This is a genomic window from Aliarcobacter cibarius (assembly GCF_013372265.1).
Taxonomy (GTDB): Bacteria; Campylobacterota; Campylobacteria; order Campylobacterales; family Arcobacteraceae; genus Aliarcobacter; species Aliarcobacter cibarius.
This window is the reverse complement of sequence record NZ_CP054051.1, coordinates 1,618,887-1,643,041: the sequence shown is the minus strand read 5'-3', so window position 1 is coordinate 1,643,041 and position 24,155 is coordinate 1,618,887. Positions and strand designations below refer to the sequence as shown.

Here is a 24,155-nt window from a genome sequence, read left to right as displayed (position 1 = left end):
GCTCATTCCTCTTCAAAAATTACAGCATTATTTCTTCCATTTTCTTTTGCTTTGTATAGAGCAATATCAACATTTTTTAAGAATACTTCTTGAGACGTATTAGCTTTTACCTCTATGACTCCTAAACTAACCGTAACTTTAGGAACTTTTTTGAAATCATGATTTTCTATATCTTTTCTAATACGATTTGCTATGGAAACAGTAGCTTGAATAGTTGAATTTGGAAAAATAATTATAAACTCTTCTCCACCATATCTTGTAAAAATATCTCCTCGGCGAAGTTTATTGTTAACAACTTGGCATAGTTCTTTTAAAACAAAATCTCCAATATCATGACCATAAGTGTCATTTATATCCTTAAAATGATCTATATCAAACATGATTAAGCAAAATTTTTTACCTTTTAGTTTATCTAACTCTTTAAAAAATGCAAACCTATTATATACTTTTGTAAGAGCATCAACTGAAGCAATATTTTCCATTTTCTTGAAATCTTCTTCTATTTTTTGAGTTCTTGTTATTACTTTGTTTTCTATATCTTTCTGTAAAGTTTCTAACTCTTCTTCTTTTTTATTTATAGAACGATTTAGATTTTCAAATGCAAAAACTAATTTATTTGAAATGTTTTTTGCAAGAAACATTGATATTATAATCATTAAACTAGCAAGAGCAATTGCCCCATTTAACCTTTTTCTATACTCTTTTACTAAAGTATCTCTTTGATTTTCTGCAACTTTTACTAAATCATTTGGATAAAAACCACTTCCAATTATTAGATTAGTATGGGGTATTTTTCTTATGAAAGAAATCTTTTTTTCAAGTTTATTAGTAGTTGGATTTTGCCAATAATATTCAATATATGTTGAATCATTATTTTTATCAATAATTTTATTTGTAGCATATTTATAGTGTTCAACTTCTGAATTTTTTAGGATTTGTCCCTCTAAATGCCTTAGGTAACTATGAACTATTACTTTACCATCTGTATCAAAAATAAAAAAGTAATCATTAGTTTTTTTATTTATATTTTTGAATAAATCAAAGATTATATTTCCATCAATTTTTTGACCATTTAGTGTGGAGTTATACTCTAAAATTTCAATAGCTATAGTAGAATTTTTTTCAAGTAACTTCTCTTCTTTTTCTATTAAATAATTAGAAACTCTATTATAGTTTTCTTCAAAACTTTTTTTAAAATTTATTATTTCTAATATAAAAATAATAATTATTATTAAAGGAAGAACCAAAATAGGTGAGTACTTTATTATATTAACTAACTGTCTCTCCGTCATATTTTCCCCTTTGAAAAAACAAGTTAAACTCAAATTCTAAAAAATTATATCTTTAAAAAGAAGCTACAGAATAGCAAAAAATAAGAATTAAAATAGCGGTTAGTGCTGCAACACTAATTTTGACACAAAATTTGATTTTAGCAAATGAAACTACAAAACTTGATGATGTTCAAGTTGTAACATCTGCTTCAGGATATGAACAAAATGTGGCTGATGCTCCAGCAACAATTTCAGTAATTACTGCTGAAGAATTAGAAGAAAAATCTTATTCCGATGTTACAGATGCACTTAAAAATGTTCCTGGTGTTTATGTTAATGGTGGAGGAAGTAATCAAACTATTTCTATTAGAGGTATGGGATCATCATATACACTTTACTTGATTGATGGAAAACCAATGAACCCAAATTTTTCAATAGAGAAATGATAATCTAAAACAAACTGGCATATAATAGTCTCTACAACTTCATTTATAAGGATCACCAAATGGGTGAGTTAAAAATTGCTTATTCAGATAAAAAAGTAACTCCTTTGGGAGGTATGAAATTATTAAAAGATTTTATAGATCACTTACAAATATTACCTTATTTAAATGAACTAAATATTCCTCAACCAAATTCAAATAGAGGATATGATCCAACTATTTTAATATTAGGTTTTTGGCTTAGTATTATTACAGGTGGTAATAGATTTTCTCACACAGATTGGCTTCGTTATGATACAACACTGCAATCAATATTTGAACTAGATAAACTTCCTTCAAGTAGGCTCATATTTCAATATCATTTATAGCCTACACAGTCTATAAAAAACTAGAAAGAATTATTAAAATTAATGATAAAAATTTGTCAGTGCAAAAAGCACTAGAAGAGATAAAAACAATTTATGGACTAGAATATACTAATCCAATTACAAATAAGAAAAAATTTGAAATTCTACAACTAAACGAAATTCAACTAAAAATACAAAATATTATCGATATTGAACTTGGGTGACCCATTGATGAAGTCAGGAGATTTAAGTTTTGAAGAGATGTTATCTTTAACAAGTTTTAAAAATAATCCAATTTTTTTAATAGAAACAATTTTCTTATTATTAAATGAAAATTATTTGTATCTTAAATCGGATAATACGAAATTAGTTAATAAAAATTTTATAAAAAAATTTAATGGAATAATGAAGAAAGAAAATATAAATTTAGAAATTTTATTAGATTATGGAACTATAATTTAGCTATATTTTAATATCGATTATCAATTTTGTTAATATAGAGTTAAAATTGGCTTGTTAATATTAAAATTTAAAATATAGGAGTTAATATATGAAAAGATTAGTTTATGGTGTTTTAACATCAGCAATATTTTTATCAAATGCATCTGCTTATGCAATTTGGATGGAAAAAGAAAAAAAAGATAAAGTAAATATCTATTTTGGCGAATTTTCAGAAGATCAAAAAGAGAGAAGTAAATTTTTAAATAAATTAAAAGTAGATACTTTTTATCCAAAAGATATAGTAAAAGATCTAAAAAGAGAAGAAAATAGTATTGCATTAACACTTTCAAAAGATAGTGATTTAATCTTAGTTGAAGTAAGTGAACCTAGATTAAATAAAAATACACAACAATCAATTAGAAAAATTAGTTATGCAAAAGTAGGGGCTACTAATACAGAAGCTTTAGCAAAATTTGATTTTATTTCAGTAGAAAAAAATAGTAATACTTTCAAATTACTATTTGATAATAAACCTTTAGTAAAAATTAAAGTAACAGTTGTATCTCCTACAAAATGGGAAAAAAATTTTTATACAAATGAAAATGGAGAATTTGAAATACAAACTCCTTGGATAGGAACTTATCTTTTAGAAGCTAGCTTTGAAGAGAATATAAAAGGTGAAGAAAATGGTAAAACTTTTGATAAAACGATTCATGTAATTACAAATAGTATAAATTTAGAACAAGGTTTACCTTGGAAAATAAATAAATAGGAATAACTATGCATAAAACAATTTGGTATAAAATACATTGGTTTTTTGGAGTAATTTTTGGTTTAACACTACTTATTGTTGGTTTTTCAGGAGCTGTTTTATCTTATGAAAAAGAGATTTTAAGATTTTTAAATCCTAATACATATAATATTCCAATTGCTCAAGATAAACAAATATTAAAAGTTCAAGAGATTTTGCAAAAGTATCAATCACAAAATCCCGATACAAAAATAAATTCTATCTCTTTTTCTAATGATAAAAGTTCTAGTGTGGTTTTAAATATAGCTTCAAAAGATCCAAATCAAAAAAAAGGTCAAAATATATATTTAAATCCATACACAGTTGAAATATTACCAGAGCTTACAGGAAAAGATTTTTTTTCATTTTTTCTTAGACTTCATAGATGGTTAGCTTTTGAAGGTGATTCCAGAGAAATTGGTAAAAATATTGTAGCTCTTACAACTATAGCTTGTATAATTTTAACTATTGGTGGATTGATTGTATATTGGCCAAGAGTAAAAAATCATTTTTTTAAAAGTTTTACTTTTAGTTTTAAACATAAAAAAAGGGCTTTTTTATCAACTATGCATAGTGCTGTTGGTATGTGGGTAATTCCAATGTTTTTACTTGTAACTCTTACAGGATTATATTGGTCATATGATTGGTATAGAAGTGCTATGTTTACTGTTATGCAAGTAGAACAACCAAAAAGAGAACCAGTAGCTCAAGAACAAGCTAAGAACCAACAAAAACCTCAAATGATACCTTATGAAACAGTACAAAAAGTAGTTGATATATTTGTTCAAAATATTTCAAAAGAGTATAAAAATGCAAATTTAAGATTAACTCCAAATAAAGAAGAATTTTATTCAATATCTTATCTTTTTGCAGATGCTGCACATTATAGAGAAACAAATACTATGGAAATAAATGTAAAAGATTCGATAGTAGTAAAAGATGTAAAATTTGAAGATAAAAAATTGAATGAACAAATTATGAGTAGTATTTTACCTCTTCATACAGGTGAATATTTTGGTTGGATTGGACAATTGCTTATGTTTATAGCATCTTCATTAATGGTACTATTTGTAATCACTGGATATATGTTGTATTATGATAGATTGAAAAAAAGAAGAGCAAAAGCTCAAAAGATTGTAAAAGAAGAGATTTAAGAATCTCTTCTTTTTTCTTGTGTAGTAGACACTCTACTCTAAAAATTTTAACAACACTTTTTAAAGCCACCGGTATTGTATTTTCTATCAACGGCTTCTTTAAAAAACTCTCCTCTAGTTAAAACCTCTTTGTCAGGATGATTTCTTTTCATGTGTTCAAGGTATTTTTCATAACTAGAAAGCCCCACAAGGGGATGAAAAAACTTTTCAGATTTTTCATACAAAGCTTTGATTTGTTCAAACATATCAAGCCTTTTGTAAACTATCAAGCCTTACATAAGGAGTTTCTTTTAAAGGAATTTTGATTTTTCCAAAACAAATTCCTAGAGTTGCAATAATTACAAGAGATGTAGCAAACATAAAGAATACACATAAAATAGCATTAATTATATTTGAGAATTTAACTTGTTGCGCAATTGATATATCTTTTTTAGCTTTAGCAATATCAGTTTCTTCTGTAAGAGTTGGTAATTTTGCTTCTAAATCAGCAATTTTTTTAATTTGAATTTGAGCAGTTGCAACGTGACTTACTGCATTGTGAACTCTATCACCTTCTTTGAAAGGTAATATTTTTTGAACTCCACCATACATAGTTGCAGTTAATACAAAGATTGCAGGTAATACTGTAACCCAAGTATATTTTGCTTTACCCATTTTAAATAATACAACAGTAGCTAAAAGTAATGCCATACCAGCTAACATTTGGTTACTTACTCCAAATAGTGGCCACAATGAATAAATTCCACCTCTTGGGTCAATTGTTCCTTGGTATAAGAAATATCCCCAACCAGCAACGCTTAGTGCAGTTGCTAAAATTCCAGCTGCATAGTTACTTGTATTTCCAAGTGGTTTGTAAACATTACCTAAAATGTCTTGAACCATGAATCTACAAGCTCTTGTTCCTGCATCAACTGCAGTTAAAATAAATAGTGCTTCAAATAAAATAGCAAAGTGGTACCAGAATCCCATCATATCGATTCCACCAAATAATTCATGAAGTACAAGTGCAACTCCAATAGCAAATGTTGGTGCTCCACCAGTTCTTGAAAGAATTGTTTGTTCTCCAATATTTGTAGTAAGTGCTTTAATTTCTTCAGCAGTTACAGTAAATCCCCAACCAGAAATAGTTTGAGCAACATTTACAATATCTGTTCCAATGAACGCTGCTGGAGAGTTAATAGCAAAGTATAATCCAGGATGTAAAATAGTAGCACAGATTAAAGCCATAATAGCAACAGCACTTTCCATTAACATTGAACCATATCCAACAGGTAATGCATGAGTTTCATTTTCAAGCATTTTTGGACTTGTTCCACTTGAAATTAGGGCATGGAATCCACTAATAGCACCACAAGCAATAGTAATAAATAAGAATGGGAAAATTGCCCCTGCAAAAACAGGACCTGTTCCATCAAAATATTGAGGATTTGTTTTTGGCATTTGAATATCCGGAGCAACAATAACTATTGCTATAGCCATAAGTCCAATAACACCAATTTTTAAGAAAGTTGATAAATAGTCTCTAGGAGCTAGTAAGAACCATACAGGTAAAACAGCAGCTATAAAACCGTAAGCCATCATAATAATTGCTAAAGTAGGAGCATCAAAAGTAAATCTAGCAGCCCATACAGGATCAGCAGCGATAACACTTCCATAGTGAATAGCTAAAATTAAAAGAATAAATCCAATAACTGAAGCTTCTCCAACTTTTCCAGGTCTTAAATATCTCATATAAATACCCATGAAAATAGCAATTGGAATAGTCATAGCAATTGTAAATAATCCCCAAGGTGATTCAGCTAAAGCTTTTACAACAACCATTGATAAAATAGCTATAATAATTAGCATAATACCAAATATAGCTATCATAGTAACAGCACCAGTGAATGTTCCTAATTCATCTTTTATAATTTCACCTAAAGATCTTCCATCTCTTCTTGAAGATATAAATAAAACTACAAAATCGTGAACTGCTCCAGCAAATACTCCACCCACAAGTATCCATAGCATTGAAGGTAGATATCCCATTTGAGCAGCTAAGATTGGACCAACAAGAGGACCAGCACCAGCAATTGCGGCGAAATGATGTCCAAATAAAACAGATTTATTTGTAGGAACATAATCTCTTCCATCATCATGAATCATCGCAGGAGTTGCTCTATTCTTATCAAGTTCTAAAACTTTATAAGCAATAAATCTTCCATAAAATCTATATGCAATCATATAAATACACACAGCAGCTACAACTAAATACATAGCTGAAACTGTCTCACCATTTTGCAATGCTAAATAACCAAAGCATAAAGCTCCAACTATTGCTATTGCAAGCCATAAAAGCTTATTCATAGTAAAATCCTTTCTAAAAAATTTAGTTTAGGAATAAGTATAACCAAAATAAATATAAAGAAAGCGTAAAAAAAAATTTTAAAAAAAATTATTATCCTAAATTTCAGTTTTTTCAAAAATAATATTAAAGCTTAAGCCTTTATAAATTTTTTGATTGTGAGTGAATTCTTCATTATAAATTTCAATAGTGCCTTTATGTCTTTCTCTTAAAATTTTATCTACAATTGAAAGTCCAAGACCTGTACCTTGAGATTTATGTTTTGTAGTAAAATATGGTTCTAAAACTTTTGAAATAATTTCTTCATCAATCCCACCACCACTATCTAAAAACTTTAATTTAAGTCGATTTTCATTTAACTTTTTACTTTTTATAAACAAAAATCTATCTTCTTCTTTTTTCTCTTTTAAAGCATCTTTACTATTTGAAATAATATTTAAAAAAGCTTCTGTTAATTCATTTTTATTACCTAATATAGATAAATCATCATCAAGTTCTAAAGTAAGATTTATAAAATTATTATTTAGTGATGCATATACAAGATTTAAGCTATTATCTAAAACTTCTTTTATGCTTATGTTTGTATAACTTTTATCTTCTTTTATAAAATCTCTAAAGTTGTCAATTGTGTTTGATAAATATTCAGTTTGTTTTACTATTGCAGTTGAAGTTTCATTTATTTCTTCTTTTGTAAGAATGTTAAATTCAGATTTTACTTTTAAAGAACTAGCACTAATACTAATAAAGCTTAAAGGTTGTCTCCACTGATGAGCTATATTTCCTATCATTTCGCCTAAAGATGCTAATTTTGCTTGTTCTTGTAAAACTTTTAGCGAACTTACATCTTTTATAATCATGAGTAAAGTTTCTTTGTTTGGAAGTAATGAAATGCTTAAATTTGTGATTACTCTTTTATCTTTAAATGCAAAAGTTTCTTCAAAATTGTTTACAAATCCTTCTTCTAATATTTGATTTATTATCCGTTTATTTTTTTCATCATCTTTTTTTGCAACCAATTGGAAAACTGTTTTTTCTAATAATTCATTTTTTGAAAATCCTGTCATATTTAAAAAAGAGTCATTAAAATTTAAAAATCTTGTATTTAAATCTAAAATTGCTATCCCATCTTTTGAATAATTAAATATTAGTTCCAATTCTTCTTTTTGTTGTAGAATCTCTTTTTGGATAATCTCTTTTTCTGTTACATCTATTCCAATTGTAACAATATAATCAATCGAACCATCAGCTTTTTTAATTAAGGTATTTGACCACTCAAATATTTTCTCTTCATTGTTTTTTGAAAAACAACTAGCTTTGAAATATTTTTTTATGTTTCCTTTTTTAGCTTCTTCTACAATTTCATTTATTTTTACTTGAACATTTTTATGCAAAAATCTAACCCAAAAGAAAGGAACACTAGCTATTTCATCTTGCGAATAACCAGTAAATTCTTGTGTAAATTTATTTACTTTAAACATTCTTCCCTTGTTATCAATTACTGCTATTATAACATTTGAGTTATCGATAATATTAGAAATAAAATCTTTCTCTTTAATAATCTGTTTTTGTAAATCTTTTATGAAAGTTATATCTGTATGAGTACCAATCATTCGTAAAGGATTACCATCTTCATCTCGATTTACAATTATACCTCTATTCAAAATCCATTTATATGAGCCATCTTTACATAATATTTGATGTTCATTTTTGAAAATATCACTTTTACTTTCTAAATAGTAATTTAAATCTTTCTCTATATTTTCAAAATGTTCTGGATTTACTCTACTTTTCCATTCATTAAAATCATTTTTTATTTCATCATCATTAAAACCTAAAATTTTTTTCCATTGATTAGAATAATATACTTCATTTGTTTTTAGATTCCAATCCCAAATACCATCATTGATACTATTTATAATTAATTCCATTTTGTTATTAATTTGACTAATCTCATACCTAGAATTTTTTATTGTAGAAATCATTTCATTCATTTTTTTAGAGAGTTCATTTAACTCTTTTACTCTATTGTTTTCAGGAATATTTTCTTTTGGAATACCATATTTATCATTGTTTTGTATTGCATCTACCATATTAAATATAGGTTTTAAAATTAAAGTTTTTATTATAAAGAAAACTAATATAATGATAAACAATGATAGAATAATTATCTCAAATATACTTTTTTTAACTATTTCATTTAGCTTCGTATTTAGTTCATTACTAGAACTATAAAGTTCAATTTCTGCTATTTTTGTATTAAAATTATCTATTAAATCAGTTTTTATGTATGAAAAATTTTCATTTAATAAGTTGTTATGATTTGCATATTCTCTATCAAAATCTAATATTTTATCAAATTCTCTTATTTTACCACTTTCAATAAACTCTTTACCAAATATTTTTCCATAGCTATAATCCTTTACAATTATTGCTAAAATATTATTATCTTGCATTTGATTTTCAATTAGTTTTTTGTATTCACTAATAGCGTATGAATTTATAAAATGTGGTAGGCTGTCATTTAATTGTTTACTTATTGAATTCATTCTTAAATTAATATCATTTATTAATCTATTTTTTGTTTCAAAATAGTTATAAACTGTATAAAATGACATAATTGTAATAATAGTGATTAAAAATGGTAGTAAAAAAGATACAATTAATGTTCTATTTTTCATCTAATCTTTTATTCCTAATACATTTAATTTTATTGTTTTTAATTTTTCTTCAATGTTATGTTTAGAAATAGGTAAAATTGGTAATTTTTTTTCTTTAATTACTTCTTTATTATTAAAAAAATTATCTAGGGAAATAACAGCTTCTTGACCCATTAAATATGGCTGTTGCATCGCAGAACCTATCAAAATTCCTTTTGGAATCATTTCTAAAAATTCAGGTTCTGCATCAAAACAAATAAGAGCTATTTCTTTTTCTTTATTTGAATCTTTTATTGCATCTAAAGCACCTTTATATTTATCTGATCCTTGTAACCATATAGCTTTTAGATTTTTATTATCATTAATTAATTTTTTTGAATAATTATAAGTTTCTTCATATGAGAAATCAACTTGTTGATATAAACCAGCACTTTTTATGTTATCTTCATTAAGTGCTTGCATAAATCCTAATGTTCTTTCTTTTCCATTTGCTCTTTTTTGAGGAATAGCAATAATCCCAACAGAACCATCTTTATTTATTGATAAATCTTTCATATATTTTGTTAGAATCTTTCCTAGTTCATAAGCTCCTTGTTTATTATCTGAAGAGATGAAAGATATATAATTTTCACTATCAGAGCCAATATCTGCAACAACAGCTGGAATATTATTGTTTTTTGCTATTTCTAAAAGAGTTACTGCCGTAGAAGAGTTTATAGGAGATATAATTAAACCATCTATTTTAGTGCTTAAAGCTAAAGCAAGATTTTCTAACTCGTTTTTTTTCAAATTACTTGAACTATAAATAGAAATTTTATATCCTAATTCATTAGCTTTAGTTTCTATACCTTTTGACATAATTTGCCAAAAAGGAATTTCTAAATCAGAAACAATATAAGCAATCCGTTTATGAGAGGCTGCATGCATTGAGCATAAAAGAACAAAAAAAAGAATAATAATCTTCGTAATTTTCATCTATTTCCTTGATAAGATGTCAATATAATATCAAAAAATTTAAAAAATTTATAGAGGAGCGTATAAAATATCGATAATATCGAATTTTATTTTTAAATAACTTAGATAACATTTTAATAATTATTGATAAAAAGTTAAAAAATATAACAAAAGATTTAGGTGGTGTGAGTATCTATGCTAAAGCTGAATATTTAAATCTTAGTGGCTCTGTTAAAGACAGAGCTGCTAAGGGATTTTACTTTTAACTCAACTTATAATATTTACATAATTAAATAATCTTTGTTTTATCTATTTCTTTGTCTTTTTCGTTTATAATATTAACATAAAAATAATTTCTATGTTTGTAGAAGTTTTTTATTTAGAATAAATAAATTATTTTAAATAGAAGTTTGAAGATATTGTAAACAATTAATAATAAAGGATTTTAATGGGATTAGGTGTAGGAATAGTAGGTCTTCCAAATGTGGGGAAAAGTACAACTTTTAATGCTTTAACAAAAGCACAAAACGCTGAGGCACAAAATTATCCCTTTTGTACAATTGAGCCAAATAAGGCGATAGTTCCAGTTCCTGATAAAAGATTAGATGAGTTAGCAAAGATTGTTAATCCCGATAAAATACAGCATTCAACTATTGATTTTGTTGATATTGCAGGTTTAGTTAGAGGAGCAAGTAAAGGTGAGGGGCTTGGGAATCAGTTCTTATCAAATATTAGAGAAGTTGAAGTTATTTTACATATGGTAAGATGTTTTGAAGATGGAAATATTACTCACGTTGAAGGTGATGTAAATCCTCTAAGAGATATTGAAATAATAGAGACAGAACTTATTTATGCAGATATAACACAACTTGAAAAAAAGATTGATAGACTAAAAAAACAAGCAAAAGGAAGTAAAGAAGCGGCAGCTCAACTTGTAATCGCTGAAGAGTTATATGCTCATATATGTGAATTGCAACCTGTAAAAACTTTTGAGAATAAAGATAATGAGGCATTTATTAGTTTAGATAAAGAGCTTAGATTTTTATCAAATAAAGATGTTATTTATGGTGCAAATGTTGATGAAGATACATTGTCAACAGGTACAAATGAGTACGTAGAAGCGTTAAAAGAGTATGCAGCTAGTGTAAATTCTGAAGTTATAGTTTTATGTGCAAAAATTGAAGAAGAATTAGTTGGACTTGAAGATGATGAAGCAAAAGCATTTTTAGATGATTTAGGTGTTCAAGAATCTGGATTAGAACAAATAATTCAAAAAGCTTTTGATAAATTAGGACTTCAAAGCTACTTTACAGCTGGAAAAGTTGAAGTAAGAGCTTGGACTATAAGAAAAAATACTAAAGCTCCTCAAGCAGCGGCGGTTATTCATAATGATTTTGAAAAAGGTTTTATTAAAGCAGAAGTTATTTCATATGAAGACTATGTTAAGTTTGGTGGCGAGACTAAGTGTAAAGATGCTGGAAAACTAAGACTTGAAGGTAAGGATTATATCGTTCAAGATGGTGATATTATGCATTTTAGATTCAACGTATAAAAAATTATATTAGGAAATATACAGATGACTGAAAAAATACTTCAAAAAATAGAATCTTTACCTCCACTACCAAAGACTATTATAGAAATTGAAGAGTTTAGAAAAAAGCAGGATAAAGAGTTAAATGAACTGTTAAAAATTATAGAAAAAGATGCTTTGATAGTATCAACTTTACTTAAAATTGCAAATTCAGCTATGTTTGGATTTAGAACAAAAGTTGAGTCACCTTCAAGAGCTTTAAGTCTTTTAGGAATTAATTTCACAGTTTCAATAGCAATTGGAGGAAGTATCCAGAATTTATTAAGTGCTAGTTTGAAGCCATACGGTATTAGTAGTGATGATTTTATGAAAGGTTCTAATATTGCTTCATCATTAGCAAATAACTGGCTTTCTCGATTTGAAGTTGAATATCATGATGATATAGTTTTGGCTTCATTTTTACAAGAAGTTGGAAAGTTTGTTTTATCTTCTATTATTATTAGTGACGGGAAAGAAGAAGAGTTTTTAGCAAAAGTTGAAGAATCTTCTGTAAAAGAAGCAGAATATGAATTCTTAGAAACATCAACTGCAAAAGTTACAGCTCAAATTTTTAGACACTGGAAATTAAGTGATAATTTAATAAATTTAATAGATTCTGTGGATGATATTTCAACTGTTGAACCAGAATTTAAACAAAGAGTTCAAATTTTAGATGTTATTAAAACAGCTGCAAATGTTATAGAACCATTGAGTGATAAGAATATTGCAAAAGCTCTAGAAAAAGCAAAAGCTTATGAGTTTGACATATCAATTTTAAAATCTTCTATTGATGAGTTAAAAAATAAGTTAGCTCAAAATCAAGAAATATAAAAAGAGTTTTTTTAAAGTCCAAGAAGTAGAACTTCAAAAAGATTTTCTACTTCATTATCATTTAGGTTTATACTTTTTTTTGTAAGAAAAAATTCTTTTATCTTTTTGTAATCAAAAACTTTTCCTCTAATACACTCCTTATGAACTGGTAAAAAACCTCTTATTATTGATAAATTACTATTAATTTTAATTTCACAAATTAAACACTCAAAATCTGTATGAAGTCTTCCTTCATGATCTAATAGTAGTAGATATGACTCTAAAATAGCTCTTAAAACATTTTGTTTTTCTATTTTGGAAACTAAATTATCTAATAGAAAGAAATAAAATGGCTCCAAATCTTCAAGTTCTTTTAAATGAGGATAAAAAAGTTTTAAGTATCTTTGCCAGGCATACATCTTTTGATTATTTAAAATCCAAGGAAAACCTAGTTGAATTACATCTTTTAACCTTGGAATAGAGGATTTTGTCTTTTCTAATTCAAAATCTATTTTGTAGCCAATATTGATATTTGAATGTCTTGCTCCATAAAATCTATATGAAGTAATCAATTCATTTTCGCAAAGAAGAGTTACTATTAAATCATCATCTTTTACTACTTTTAAATCAATAATATAGCCTTGCATTATTACTCTTCTTCAAAACCTTCTTCAAGCATATCAACTATTTCGTCATATATTTCTTGTGCTTCTTCATCATCAATTTCACCAGCTTCTAAATCTTTTAAAAGCTCTTCAAAATCTTTTTTCATATCTTGCATATGTTTTAACTCTTCTTTTAATTCAGGAGTCTCTTTTTTTCCAGCAATAATTTCAAAAATATCATCTATATAATCTTCTATTTCTACTAAAACTTCATCCTTTATCAATTTCTCAAGCTCTTTTTGGATACTCATTTTTACACCTTTTTTTAAATTTCTGGATTATAACAAAAGATTTCTAGCCTTTTGCTTCAATAATATCGTATAATTAATTTGATACAATGTTAGCGATAAATTTTAAGGAGACTGTTATGTCATATTTTAAAGGTGTTTCTATTGCAAAAGCTGCAAATATTTTATATGATGGAAATATTACGAGTAGGTCGATTACATTTGAAGATGGTTCAAAAAAAACTTTAGGAATTATGCTTCCAGGAGAATATGAGTTAAATACTGTAAATAAAGAAATTATTGATATTCAAAGAGGAAAAATAGATTTATTACTTCCTGCAACAGATTGGCAAGAGTTTGAAGGACCAGCTTCTTTTGAAATTCCAGCAAACACAAAGTTTAAATTAAGAGTTCATACTTTAGTTGATTATTGTTGTTCTTTTATTAAAGAGTAATTTTAGATAACTTTATAATAAATACAATGCGTTTAAACGCATTGTTTTAATGATGCTTTGGAAGACTTTCTAGTGTAATTTCTTCAAATTTTAAAATCTTTTTACCCATATGATCTTTTGAAAATTCTTTAGCACTATTTTCATCTTTAAATGGAATTAATTCGTTCCCCATTGGTCCCATAACGTTTGAACCAACTACATAAAATGCATTTTTTGCATCTATTTGTTCTAAAGTATAATAATCTGTTACAAAAATTGAAGAATCTTTTGTATTAGAATCTTTAGAATATTTTGTTGGTTCAAAATAAAATTTCATCATATCTTTTACACCATCAAAATAAAATGTTTCTTTATCTGTTTTAATAGTTGCAGCCCAATTTGCATATTTTGCAACAAACATACCACAAACAGGACATTTTACATCTTTTGGAATATCTGAATTTACATTTTGAGTGTTATTCATTTCATGATTTTGATGATTCATTTCTTGCATATTATGTTTTTTATGCTCCATAGAAAATAAAGATGTCGATAAAAGCAATATCGAAACTATAATTGATTTTTTCATGATTTTCCCTTTTTTTGATATTTTGAAGTATATATAATTTAGGTTAAATATTTGTTAAACATTTTTTATGTTTATTTTTGTATAAATACGACTTATTAAATAGTTATGAATTGAGGATTAATGGTTTTAGGAGATTGTCCATATTGCGATGATGGCAAAATAGAAGTTAGAAAAAAAGAAGTAAGAGGCAAAAAAGTAGAATTATATGCTTGTAGTAATGCAAATTGGAAAACAGAAGATGGAGAGTTTTTTGAGCTTACAATTGATTCAAAATGTGATTTTAAAATTTGGCAAAATGCTCTGAGTAGATATGGACATTATTTAAAACATGCAGAAGTAAAAGAACTTTTGCTTGGGAATGAAGTTGAAATAAAGTTAAAGACTCAAAAAAGATTTGGTCTTAAAAATACAGATAGAAAAGATTATTATAAAAATATTGTATTAAATAGAGATTATGGTGTAGAGGTTTTATTTTAGAAATATTTAATAGATTTTGCAAAACTTTGATACACTTCTTTTATGAATAAAGAAGATTTTTTTATAAAACAAATATCAAATAGTAAATACAATGGTGACGATGGAGCATTTATAGATGGATATGTTTATTCTATGGATGCATTTTTTGAAAATGTACATTTCAAAAAAGATTGGATGAGTTTAAAACAGATTGCTTATAAATCTATGCTTGTGAATATTTCAGATGCAATAGCTATGAATGCAAAACCAAAATATGCGCTGATATCTGTAGCAATTCCAAATAGTTATAATGAAAATGATCTAAAAGCTCTTTCAAGTGGTTTTAAAAAAGCTGCCAAAGAGTTTGATTTTGAAATAGTTGGTGGAGACACTATTGAAAATAATAAGTTAGATATTAGTATAACAATTATTTCAAAAACAAAAGAACCTAAATTTAGAAATAGTGCTAAAATTAATGATTTCATATGTTATACAGGAAAACTTGGAAGCTGTAAAAAAGATTTAGAAACCCTTTTGAATGGGAAAAAAATTAAAAAAAGTTCAAAGTTTATGACTCCTGTATTGAAAGCAGATTTTTTTTATGAGGCAGCAAAATATGTAAATGCTTCAATGGATATAAGTGATGGACTTTTTTTAGATTTAGAAAAGTTATCTAAGGCATCTAATATAGGTTTTGAATTTATTAAAGATATAAAAGAAGAAGTAGGAATATCTGGAGAAGAGTACGAAATTCTTTTTTCTTGTAGTGCTAAGAATCTAAAAAAGATAGAAGATATTGCAAAAAAGCATAAAGTAAAAATCAATATTTTTGCAAAAGCTATAAAAGGAAGCTATAAAAGTAGCTTTGAAAATCATCATTTTAAAAATTAAGGAAATAAATTGCAATTACAAAGATACTTAAATCATTCACCAATTGATGTTGTTTTTAAACAAAGTAAAGATGATTTTGTGGTAAATGAATTACCACTTTATGAGTTTAGTGGAGAAGGGGAACATCTAGTTCTGAAACTAAGAAAAAAAGATTTAGCAACTTGGGATGCTATAGAGATTTTAGCAAATTATTTAAAATGTAGTCCAAGAGAGTTTGGATATGCAGGGTTAAAAGATAAAAATGCTATGACTATTCAACATATTTCTTTACATAGAAAATTTGAAGACCAATTAAAAGATTTTACTCATGATAATATAAAAATACTTGAGACAACATATCATAATAATAAGATAAAAATAGGGCATTTAAAAGGTAATAGTTTTTTTATAAGATTAAAAAGAGTTGGTCTTGTAGAGAAGCAAAAAATTGAAGAAGCAATGAGAAAAATAGCTATTTATGGAATGCCAAATTATTTTGGATTTCAAAGATTTGGAATAGATGGAGAAAATTATAAAAAAGGTAAAGCTATTGTTGAGGGAACTTTAAAAGAGAGAAATAGAAATTTAAAGCAGATGTTTATAAATGCTTATCAAAGTTATCTATTTAATTCTTGGCTTTCAAGAAGAATAGAAATTTCAAAATTAATTGAGGCATTTGAACCAAAAGAGATTTTTCAAAAACTTAATCTTCCTCTTGAAGAAATAAAAAGAGCAAAAAAGCAGCCTCATCCATTTAAAATAATTACAGGAGATTTATTAAGTCATTATCCTTTTGGAAAAATATTTATAATTGATGATTTAGAAGTAGAAAGTCAAAAATTCTTTGAAAAAGATAGAGTTCCAACAGGTTTATTATGTGGAAAAAGAGTAAAAAAATCTGAGGGTTTTGCACTTGAAATTGAAAAAGAGTTTGATGTACAAATGCAAGAAGATGGTGCAAGAAGATTTGCTTTTATATTTCCAGAAAATTTAGAAAGTAACTATAAAGAAGATAAAAATCATATGGAATTAAGTTTTTATCTTCCAAAAGGTTCTTATGCGACAGAATTAATAGCTGAAATTTTACATAAAGAGTTAAGTTAAAAATAGATAGACTAAAAAATAGTAAATGAAAAATTCTAAGGGGTTAAAATGGAATATGAGGATACTATTTTACAGCTTTGTGAAGTTATAAAAGAGTCAGAAAATAATGCACAGGAAATATTTAATAATACAGAGGATATAGATAATTTATTAAATGAATTATCAATTCCTCTTCATCAAAAAAACAAACTTTCAAATCTTATTTCAAATATTTATGGACTTTTACAAAACCAAGATTTACATAGACAAAAAATAGAAAGAGTTGTTAATTTTGTTTGTGATAACAATAATATTGATAAAAGTGTCTACAATTTAGCTCCAAGTGCTAAAAACATTGATGCTTGTGAAGATACATTAAGTAGTGATGAGCTAGAAAATTTAATTAAAAGTATGCAAGCTTAAGCTTGAGAAAATACTATATAAAAGGGACTTTATATCAAAGTCCCTTTTTTTATTGCTTTATTTACAAGCAACTCTTTTTATTTCATTTAGATTCTCAAATAATTTTAAAGAATTTTGTTCTATATCTTTAGCTTTTAAATTCAATATTTCATTATCTGCTTTTGTTGCATTAAGATGAACTAGTTTTTGTAAATCATTGAAGAAAGTTTTATTTTGTTCTTTTATTTTGTTTATTAAATCTATATCTATATTTTTACCTGTATTTTGTAAGTGTTCAAGCCAATTGTCTATTTCACTATTTTGAGAGATTATAAAATCTTCACAATTTGATAATTTTGAATAAACTTCATCTTTATTTTTTAAAAGTTTTACTTTTAATAAAGCTGTATCATAAACTAAATCAACATCACAAACTTTATCTAGGCTATCTTGTAAAAAAGATGCTCTAGCCGAAGCTGTTACAAGAGAACTAGACATAGATGCTATTTCACTTGCCATAGCTGAAATTCGTTCAGATACTTGTGCATTTTTTTGTGTAGATTCATCAAGAAGGTTAACTGCATCATTTATTTGCATAATACCTCTTTCTTGTTCTTTAGAGGCTCTTGCTACATTATCTATAGTTGAAATAGTATTAGAAATATTGTGATTTAATTCATTGAATCCATCAATCATATTATTAGAAATATCTTTCCCAATTTTTGCTTTTTGTCCAGCTTTTTCAACTATTGCTTTTATTTCTTTAGCAGCTTCTGCACTTCTATTTGCAAGATTTCTTACTTCACCAGCAACTACTGCAAATCCTTTTCCTGCTTCTCCTGCAGTTGCAGCTTCAACCGCAGCATTTAAAGAAAGAATATTTGTTTGGAAAGCAATTTGGTCAATCACTTCTATAGCTTCATTTATAGAATTTACTTCTTTAAATATTTCATCCATAGATTTTGCTGTTTCACTTGCAAGATTTTCTCCATTTTTTGCAGAATTATTTAATTTCTGAGCAAGTGCAGCCATTTGTGTAGTTGCTTGAGTATTTGCTTGGATAGTTCCTGTTATCTCTTCTAAAGCAGCAGCAGTTTGTTCTAAAGATGCTGCTTGAGAATTTGAAGAAGTAGCTAAATCATTTGAAGCACTAGATAATGTTTGAGTACTATTTTTTAGAGAATTCCCTGTATTCATAATCATAGCTAGAATTTCTGATGTATTATTCCCTACAAGCTTAATTCCAGTAACTAATGAACCTAAATTTCCATGGATACCTTTGTCATCCATTATATAATCATATTTAGATTCAGAGTAATTTCTAAGAGTTATATTGATTTTATCTAAAGTCTCTTTTGTATTTTCTATCATTAAATTTAATTTATTTTTTAAATCTTCAACATGTTGATTTGAAGCTTTACTATTTACTTTGTATACAAAGAAACCATTTGAAGTTTTTTCAATAACATCATTTGCTTCTTCAATAACAATAGCATCTTGTTTTAATCCATCACGAACTTTATTCATATATGAGTTAAATAAATTTGCAACTTCTCCAATTTCATCGTTAGATTTCACTTCCAATTTTATATTTGTATCATTTGAATTTAATAAATTTTCAAATCCTTTTTTAAGATTCTCAATTGGATTTGTAGCTCTTCTTACAACAAAGAATATTAAGCTAATAGTAATAACCCCTAAAAGAATTGAAATAAAAGAAATTTCTTTTAACAATGATGAAATTCTTTGATCAGTTTCATTTAAAGAGAATGTTAGATCCATAACACCAATAACATCACCTTCATTTTGATTTGCATGACAAGCCATACATTCTGATGTTGCAACCATAGGTTTTATCATTCTTATAGTATGTTCACCATTTTCATTTGTTTGAATAATTTGATTTTGTTTTGAATCAAAACTTTTCAAAATCTCTTTATCAGTTGTGTACGGTGTATCAGAGCCATAAAGTTCCATAAGAGGTTTACTTTTTGCAACAGTTAAATGTTTAACACCTTTTATTTGTCTAGCTTCACTCTCAGCTTTTGCAATTAAAGATGGATCTCCTGTGTTCATAGTATTTCTTAAAGTTTGAAAAATTGAAGCATTCAACATTTCAAGACTATCTTTTGCATTTGCAATAGAATCTTTTGTAACTTTACTAGTAGTAGAATAAACTATAGTTATGCTACTGATAAACATTAAAATAAATAAAGCAAAAATTATTTTGTTACTTATTTTTTTCGTTATTATTTCTAACATATCTCTTCCTTATAATGTTTAAGACTAATTATTATATAATGAACATTATTTATTAAATATTAATTTATTGTTAAAAGTTATTAAATTTATAAAAAAGATTGATAAAGAGATTATAGTATGATTATCGGTTTAATTGGAAAAGTAGTAAAAAAAGAACCAACGGTAGTTTGGTTAAATGTGAATGGAGTTATTTATCAGGTTTTTGTCTCATTAAACTGCAGCTCAAAAATTATTTCTGATGAAGTGAAGTTTGAAATTACTGAAGTTATTAGAGAAGATGCACATAATTTATATGGTTTTTTAGATACAAATGAAAAAAAATTGTTTGATACAGTTATCAAAATAAATGGTGTAGGTCCAAAAGTAGGCCTTGCTATTTGTTCAACATTTACACCTACTTCTTTCGCTCAAATTATTACAAATCATGATGTTAATATGCTAAAAAGAGTTCCTGGGATTGGTCCAAAGGGTGCTAGTAGAATTTTAGTTGAGCTTAGTGGATTTGTTGTTGATGGTTTAGAAAGTGGTGAAGATTCGAATATTAATCTTGAAGCATCTTTAGCTTTAGAATCTTTAGGTTTCAAAAAAGATTTAATTACTACAGTTTTAAAAACATGTACTAGCACAACTACAAGTGAATTAGTAAGAGAAGCACTTAGAAAATTACAAAAATAGATATAAAGGGAATATTATAATGAAAATAGCAATAGTTTTTGGTGGATTAAGTTATGAGCATGAAATTTCAATAGTAAGCTCAATTGCAATGAAAGATGTATTAAGAAATGAATTAGTTTATATATTTATAGATAAAAATAGAGATTTATATGAAATTCCAAGTTCTAAAATAAATTCAAAACTTTTTAGTAGTGGTAATTATTCAAAGTTTGATAAAGTTTTTTTGAAAAAAGGTGGATTTTATAAATTATCTGGACTTTTTAAAAAAGAACAAAATATTGATTTTGATGTAGCGCTAAATTTATCTCATGGTGGAGATGGTGAAGATGGAATTTTATCTTCAGTTTTAGATTTTTATAATATTCCTTTTATAGCACCGAGAACTGAGGCTTGTGTTGTTAGTTCAAATAAGTTTATCACAAAAGGATATGCACAGAGCGTAGATGTACTTACTTTGCCATATAAATACTACACAAAAAGTGATAGCATAAAAGTTGATATGTTCCCTGTTATTTTAAAGCCAGTAAAATTAGGAAGTTCTATTGGAGTTGCTATTGTAAAAAATCAAGAAGAATTAAGTTACGCACTTGATGTAGCTTTTGAATTTGATGATGCAATTATTATTGAACCATTTATTAGTGGTGTAAAAGAGTATAACTTAGCTGGAACAAAAGTAAATGGAGAATTTATATTTTCTATAATCGAAGAACCTCAAAAAACTGAATTTTTAGATTTTGATAAAAAATATCTTGATTTTTCTAGAACTTCAAAAGCAAAAGAGGTTGATTTAGGAGAAAAATTAAACAATGAAATAAAAGAGAGTTTCAAAAGACTTTACAATACAATTTTTGAAGGCTCAATTATTAGATGCGATTTCTTTGTTGTTGAAGATAAAGTTTATTTAAATGAAATAAATTCAATTCCAGGGTCTATGGCAAATTATTTATTCTCTGATTTTCAAGATCTGTTTACAAAAGTTGCTTCAAATTTACCGAAGAAAAAACATATACCTATTACATATGAATATGTAAATAAAATTCAAAGTGCAAAAGGAAAGTAATTTTGGCAGTAAAACATCTTGTAATTGAAGGTAAAAGTTTTGAATTATCTTATGAACTAATAAATCCAACAAAAACTAAAGATATATTGTTTTTACACGGGTGGGGTTCAAACAAAGATGTTATGAAAACAGCATTTTCAAGTTATCTAAAAGATTTTAGACATATATATCTTGATATGCCAGGATTTGGTAAAAGTCAAAACATTTATATTTTAACTACAAATGATTACTCAAAAATTGTAAAAGAATTCTTAACTAGTATAAATTCAGATTGTATAGCAGTAGCAGGGCACTCTTTTGGTGGAAAAGTAGCAACTTTACTTAATCCAAAAAATTTAATTTTACTTAGTACAGCAGGAATTTTAGAACAAAAGCCACTAAAGGTAAAAATAAAAATCTTTTTTGCTAAACTTTTAAATAAACTAGGTTTAAAAAATTTTACTAAAGTTTTTAGAAGTAAAGATGTTGATAAAATGAGTGAAAGTATGTATGCTACTTTTAAAAATGTTGTAGATGAAGATTTTAGTTCAAAATTTGAAGCTTTTTCAAACAATGCTTTAATATTTTGGGGAGAAGAAGATAAAGCAACATCTTTAGAATCAGGAAAGAAAATCGCTAGTTTAATAAAAAAATCTAGTTTTACATCATATTTAGGTGATCACTATTTTTTTCTAAAACATGCACAAAATATAAGTAAAAGAGTGGAAGATGGAATATCTTAATATAGTTACACATATTATTTTAATAATGAGTTTGGGTTGGTATTTAATTACAAATCTTCAGTGGTATAATTACAAACTTGATAGGGTTGTATTTAAACACCATAAATGGCAGTGGCATATAACATATTTCTTATCTCCAATAGTTCTTTTTTATCTTATTCCAGAACCATATTTTTCTGGTTATTTTTTTATTATTTATCTTACAAGTTTTGTTTTATGGAATAGAAAGTTAACAAATCCATTGGTTATGACTGCAAGAGTAAAAAGATTTTTAGCAATATTACTTATTTTGACATTTATTGTAATTGGTATATGTTTAATGTATGAAGATTGTGTGAATAAAATTATTTTTATTCCATTAATTCTAACATATATATTGAGTACTATTTTAGAAAAGCTTCTTTTTATATCATTTAAAAACCGAGCAAAGCAAAGACATAGAAGTATAGCAGGTCTTAGAACTGTTGCTATTACTGCCTCATTTGGAAAAACTTCTATTAAGAATTTTTTATATCATGTTTTAAAATCAAGATTCAAAGTTTATAAAACACCAAGAAGTGTAAATACAATAGCAGGATTAGTTTTAGATGTAAATAGAGATTTACCTTTAGATACTCAGATTTATATAGCTGAAGCTGGAGCTAGAGCTAAGGGAGATATTGAAGAAATTACACTTTTTTTAGAACCACAAATTTGTGTTATTGGAAGTGTAGGTGAACAACATATTGAATATTTCAAAACACTAAATAATATAATTCAGACAAAGATGGAAATTCTAAAATCTCCAAGAATGGAGATGGGATTTGTTCATGAAAGTGTACCAATTAAAGACTATCCAAAAATTACAAAGTTTCCTAATAATTTGAATATTTTAAAAAGTACATTAGATGGAATTTGGTTTGAAGTAGAAGTGGGTGGTAGAGTTGAAGAATTTTATGCACCAATTTTGGGAAGTTTTAATGCTATAAATTTAACCGCAGTAATATTAGTAGCTTATAATTTAGGAATGAGCATTTTAGAGATAAAAGCAGCACTTACAACTATTCCTCAAGTAGAACATAGGCTTCAGAAAATAGAGCAAAATGGTAAAGTAATTTTAGATGATTCATTTAATGGAAATTTAGAAGGTATGCTAGAAGCTGTTAAAATATCTTCAACATATGATGGACGAAGAGTTATAATTACTCCAGGTCTTGTTGAAGCAACAGATACTGCAAATATAATGCTTGCAAAAGCTGTAAACGAAACTTTTGATTTAGTAATAGTTACAGGAAGTTTAAATACACATATTTTTACATCAAACATTGATAAAGATAAATTAATAGTTTTAAAAGAGAAATCTCAAATGCAAACATTATTAGCAAGTTCTACTAGAGTTGGGGATTTGATTTTATTTGCAAATGATGCACCAAATTTCATATAACTGATAAGGATTAAAATGGAACATCTTTATGCACCTTGGCGATATTCTTATGTAAGCGATGAAAAGATAAAAGATTGTGTATTTTGTTATATAACAAAAAATAAGGAAGATGAGAAATATCAAGTTTTATTTAGTGATGAATATTGTTTTATTGTTATGAATAAATATCCATATAGCCCAGGTCATTTTATGGTTGTTCCTCATTTTCATACATCAAATATAGAAGACTTAGAAGAAGAGGTTTGGCAAAGAGTATCAAAAAGAGTAAGACAGGCTGTAAAACTGCTTAAAGATGTTATGCCATGTGAAGGTGTAAATATAGGTATGAATTTAGGTAAAGCAGCAGGTGCTGGAATAGAACAGCATGTTCATTATCATCTAGTTCCAAGATGGGTTGGAGATACAAATTTTATAACTACAATAGGACAAACTAGGATTTATCCGGCAAAATTTGAAGAAATTTTCTCAAAACTCAAAAATAATTCAGAAAAATATTTTTTATAGTT

Annotated in this window: 27 protein-coding genes; 18 read left to right on the top strand and 9 right to left on the bottom strand. The window is 26.6% G+C overall.

Annotated elements, in window-relative coordinates:
* Positions 1-2: 2 nt before the first annotated feature.
* On the bottom strand, positions 3-1,292 hold the full coding sequence (locus tag ACBT_RS08275; protein WP_024776003.1) for a diguanylate cyclase: 1,290 nt from the start codon (positions 1,290-1,292) through the stop codon (positions 3-5).
* A 119-nt stretch (positions 1,293-1,411) separates the two neighbouring features.
* Here ACBT_RS08275 and ACBT_RS08270 point away from each other — a divergent pair, with 119 nt between their 5' ends.
* The 6 genes from ACBT_RS08270 to ACBT_RS08245 all read left to right on the top strand — a co-directional run bounded on the left by ACBT_RS08270 (position 1,412) and on the right by ACBT_RS08245 (position 4,446).
* The gene (locus ACBT_RS08270) at positions 1,412-1,717 is read left to right on the top strand and encodes a TonB-dependent receptor plug domain-containing protein (RefSeq protein ID WP_024776004.1); all 306 of its coding nucleotides are present in this window, start codon (positions 1,412-1,414) and stop codon (positions 1,715-1,717) included.
* Positions 1,718-1,776: 59 nt separating this feature from the next.
* On the top strand, positions 1,777-2,082 hold the full coding sequence (locus tag ACBT_RS08265; RefSeq protein WP_024776052.1) for a hypothetical protein: 306 nt from the start codon (positions 1,777-1,779) through the stop codon (positions 2,080-2,082).
* Between the two features lie 53 nt (positions 2,083-2,135).
* Positions 2,136-2,285, top strand: coding sequence for a hypothetical protein (locus ACBT_RS08260; RefSeq protein ID WP_157833409.1), 150 nt, complete (start codon positions 2,136-2,138; stop codon positions 2,283-2,285).
* Positions 2,286-2,292: 7 nt separating this feature from the next.
* Complete coding sequence (locus ACBT_RS08255; protein ID WP_024776053.1) at positions 2,293-2,523, top strand: hypothetical protein; 231 nt, start codon at positions 2,293-2,295, stop codon at positions 2,521-2,523.
* An 88-nt stretch (positions 2,524-2,611) separates the two neighbouring features.
* Positions 2,612-3,274, top strand: coding sequence for a hypothetical protein (locus tag ACBT_RS08250; RefSeq protein ID WP_024776054.1), 663 nt, complete (start codon positions 2,612-2,614; stop codon positions 3,272-3,274).
* A gap of 8 nt (positions 3,275-3,282) precedes the next feature.
* Complete coding sequence (locus tag ACBT_RS08245) at positions 3,283-4,446, top strand: PepSY-associated TM helix domain-containing protein (protein ID WP_024776055.1); 1,164 nt, start codon at positions 3,283-3,285, stop codon at positions 4,444-4,446.
* Positions 4,447-4,493: 47 nt separating this feature from the next.
* Here the strand turns inward: ACBT_RS08245 and kcuS are convergent, their stop codons facing one another.
* From kcuS to ACBT_RS08225, 4 genes are all read right to left on the bottom strand, one after another.
* Positions 4,494-4,691, bottom strand: coding sequence for a KCU-star family selenoprotein (gene kcuS, locus ACBT_RS08240; RefSeq protein ID WP_024776056.1), 198 nt, complete (start codon positions 4,689-4,691; stop codon positions 4,494-4,496).
* A gap of 1 nt (position 4,692) precedes the next feature.
* On the bottom strand, positions 4,693-6,792 hold the full coding sequence (locus ACBT_RS08235; RefSeq protein WP_024776057.1) for a carbon starvation CstA family protein: 2,100 nt from the start codon (positions 6,790-6,792) through the stop codon (positions 4,693-4,695).
* Positions 6,793-6,888: 96 nt separating this feature from the next.
* Entirely contained in the window at positions 6,889-9,468 is a 2,580-nt protein-coding gene (locus ACBT_RS08230) for a PAS domain S-box protein (RefSeq protein ID WP_024776058.1), read from the bottom strand.
* Positions 9,469-10,422, bottom strand: coding sequence for a substrate-binding domain-containing protein (locus tag ACBT_RS08225; RefSeq protein ID WP_024776059.1), 954 nt, complete (start codon positions 10,420-10,422; stop codon positions 9,469-9,471).
* 427 nt (positions 10,423-10,849) lie between these two features.
* Here ACBT_RS08225 and ychF point away from each other — a divergent pair, with 427 nt between their 5' ends.
* Positions 10,850-11,953 (top strand): redox-regulated ATPase YchF, encoded by a 1,104-nt coding sequence (gene ychF, locus ACBT_RS08220; protein ID WP_024776060.1) that lies wholly within the window; start codon positions 10,850-10,852, stop codon positions 11,951-11,953.
* Positions 11,954-11,977: 24 nt separating this feature from the next.
* Positions 11,978-12,802, top strand: coding sequence for an HDOD domain-containing protein (locus ACBT_RS08215; protein WP_024776061.1), 825 nt, complete (start codon positions 11,978-11,980; stop codon positions 12,800-12,802).
* An 11-nt stretch (positions 12,803-12,813) separates the two neighbouring features.
* On the opposite strand, the gene recO is transcribed toward ACBT_RS08215, so the two are convergent.
* Positions 12,814-13,428: a recombination protein RecO gene (gene recO, locus ACBT_RS08210; RefSeq protein WP_024776062.1), complete on the bottom strand. Its 615-nt coding sequence runs from the start codon at positions 13,426-13,428 to the stop codon at positions 12,814-12,816.
* A gap of 2 nt (positions 13,429-13,430) precedes the next feature.
* Positions 13,431-13,697 carry a hypothetical protein gene (locus ACBT_RS08205; RefSeq protein ID WP_024776063.1) on the bottom strand — a complete coding sequence of 89 codons (267 nt, stop codon included), beginning with the start codon at positions 13,695-13,697 and terminating at the stop codon, positions 13,431-13,433.
* Between the two features lie 116 nt (positions 13,698-13,813).
* Here ACBT_RS08205 and ppnP point away from each other — a divergent pair, with 116 nt between their 5' ends.
* The gene (ppnP, locus tag ACBT_RS08200; RefSeq protein ID WP_024776064.1) at positions 13,814-14,128 is read left to right on the top strand and encodes a pyrimidine/purine nucleoside phosphorylase; all 315 of its coding nucleotides are present in this window, start codon (positions 13,814-13,816) and stop codon (positions 14,126-14,128) included.
* A 46-nt stretch (positions 14,129-14,174) separates the two neighbouring features.
* Here ppnP and ACBT_RS08195 read toward each other — a convergent pair whose 3' ends face one another.
* Positions 14,175-14,696: a nitrous oxide reductase accessory protein NosL gene (locus tag ACBT_RS08195; RefSeq protein WP_024776065.1), complete on the bottom strand. Its 522-nt coding sequence runs from the start codon at positions 14,694-14,696 to the stop codon at positions 14,175-14,177.
* A 120-nt stretch (positions 14,697-14,816) separates the two neighbouring features.
* Between ACBT_RS08195 and ACBT_RS08190 the strand changes: the two genes are divergently transcribed.
* Genes ACBT_RS08190 through ACBT_RS08175 form a run of 4 tightly spaced genes read left to right on the top strand, consistent with a single transcriptional unit; the run spans position 14,817 to position 17,528 of the window.
* Positions 14,817-15,173 (top strand): hypothetical protein, encoded by a 357-nt coding sequence (locus ACBT_RS08190; RefSeq protein WP_024776066.1) that lies wholly within the window; start codon positions 14,817-14,819, stop codon positions 15,171-15,173.
* 42 nt (positions 15,174-15,215) lie between these two features.
* Entirely contained in the window at positions 15,216-16,043 is an 828-nt protein-coding gene (locus ACBT_RS08185) for a thiamine-phosphate kinase (RefSeq protein WP_024776067.1), read from the top strand.
* Between the two features lie 9 nt (positions 16,044-16,052).
* Positions 16,053-17,126: a tRNA pseudouridine(13) synthase TruD gene (gene truD / locus ACBT_RS08180; RefSeq protein ID WP_024776068.1), complete on the top strand. Its 1,074-nt coding sequence runs from the start codon at positions 16,053-16,055 to the stop codon at positions 17,124-17,126.
* Between the two features lie 48 nt (positions 17,127-17,174).
* Positions 17,175-17,528: a hypothetical protein gene (locus ACBT_RS08175; RefSeq protein ID WP_024776069.1), complete on the top strand. Its 354-nt coding sequence runs from the start codon at positions 17,175-17,177 to the stop codon at positions 17,526-17,528.
* A 57-nt stretch (positions 17,529-17,585) separates the two neighbouring features.
* Here the strand turns inward: ACBT_RS08175 and ACBT_RS08170 are convergent, their stop codons facing one another.
* Positions 17,586-19,769, bottom strand: a complete 2,184-nt coding sequence (locus ACBT_RS08170; protein WP_024776070.1) for a methyl-accepting chemotaxis protein — start codon at positions 19,767-19,769, stop codon at positions 17,586-17,588.
* A gap of 117 nt (positions 19,770-19,886) precedes the next feature.
* Between ACBT_RS08170 and ruvA the strand changes: the two genes are divergently transcribed.
* The 5 genes from ruvA to ACBT_RS08145 are packed head-to-tail and all read left to right on the top strand — an operon-like array spanning position 19,887 to position 24,153.
* On the top strand, positions 19,887-20,444 hold the full coding sequence (gene ruvA, locus ACBT_RS08165; protein ID WP_024776071.1) for a Holliday junction branch migration protein RuvA: 558 nt from the start codon (positions 19,887-19,889) through the stop codon (positions 20,442-20,444).
* A 19-nt stretch (positions 20,445-20,463) separates the two neighbouring features.
* Complete coding sequence (locus tag ACBT_RS08160; RefSeq protein WP_024776072.1) at positions 20,464-21,504, top strand: D-alanine--D-alanine ligase; 1,041 nt, start codon at positions 20,464-20,466, stop codon at positions 21,502-21,504.
* Between the two features lie 2 nt (positions 21,505-21,506).
* Positions 21,507-22,226 carry an alpha/beta fold hydrolase gene (locus ACBT_RS08155; RefSeq protein WP_024776073.1) on the top strand — a complete coding sequence of 240 codons (720 nt, stop codon included), beginning with the start codon at positions 21,507-21,509 and terminating at the stop codon, positions 22,224-22,226.
* Positions 22,213-23,649, top strand: coding sequence for a Mur ligase family protein (locus tag ACBT_RS08150; protein WP_024776074.1), 1,437 nt, complete (start codon positions 22,213-22,215; stop codon positions 23,647-23,649). Before ACBT_RS08155 ends, ACBT_RS08150 begins: the two co-directional genes overlap by 14 nt.
* Before the next feature lie 15 nt (positions 23,650-23,664).
* Positions 23,665-24,153: an HIT family protein gene (locus tag ACBT_RS08145; RefSeq protein ID WP_024776075.1), complete on the top strand. Its 489-nt coding sequence runs from the start codon at positions 23,665-23,667 to the stop codon at positions 24,151-24,153.
* Positions 24,154-24,155: the final 2 nt, after the last annotated feature.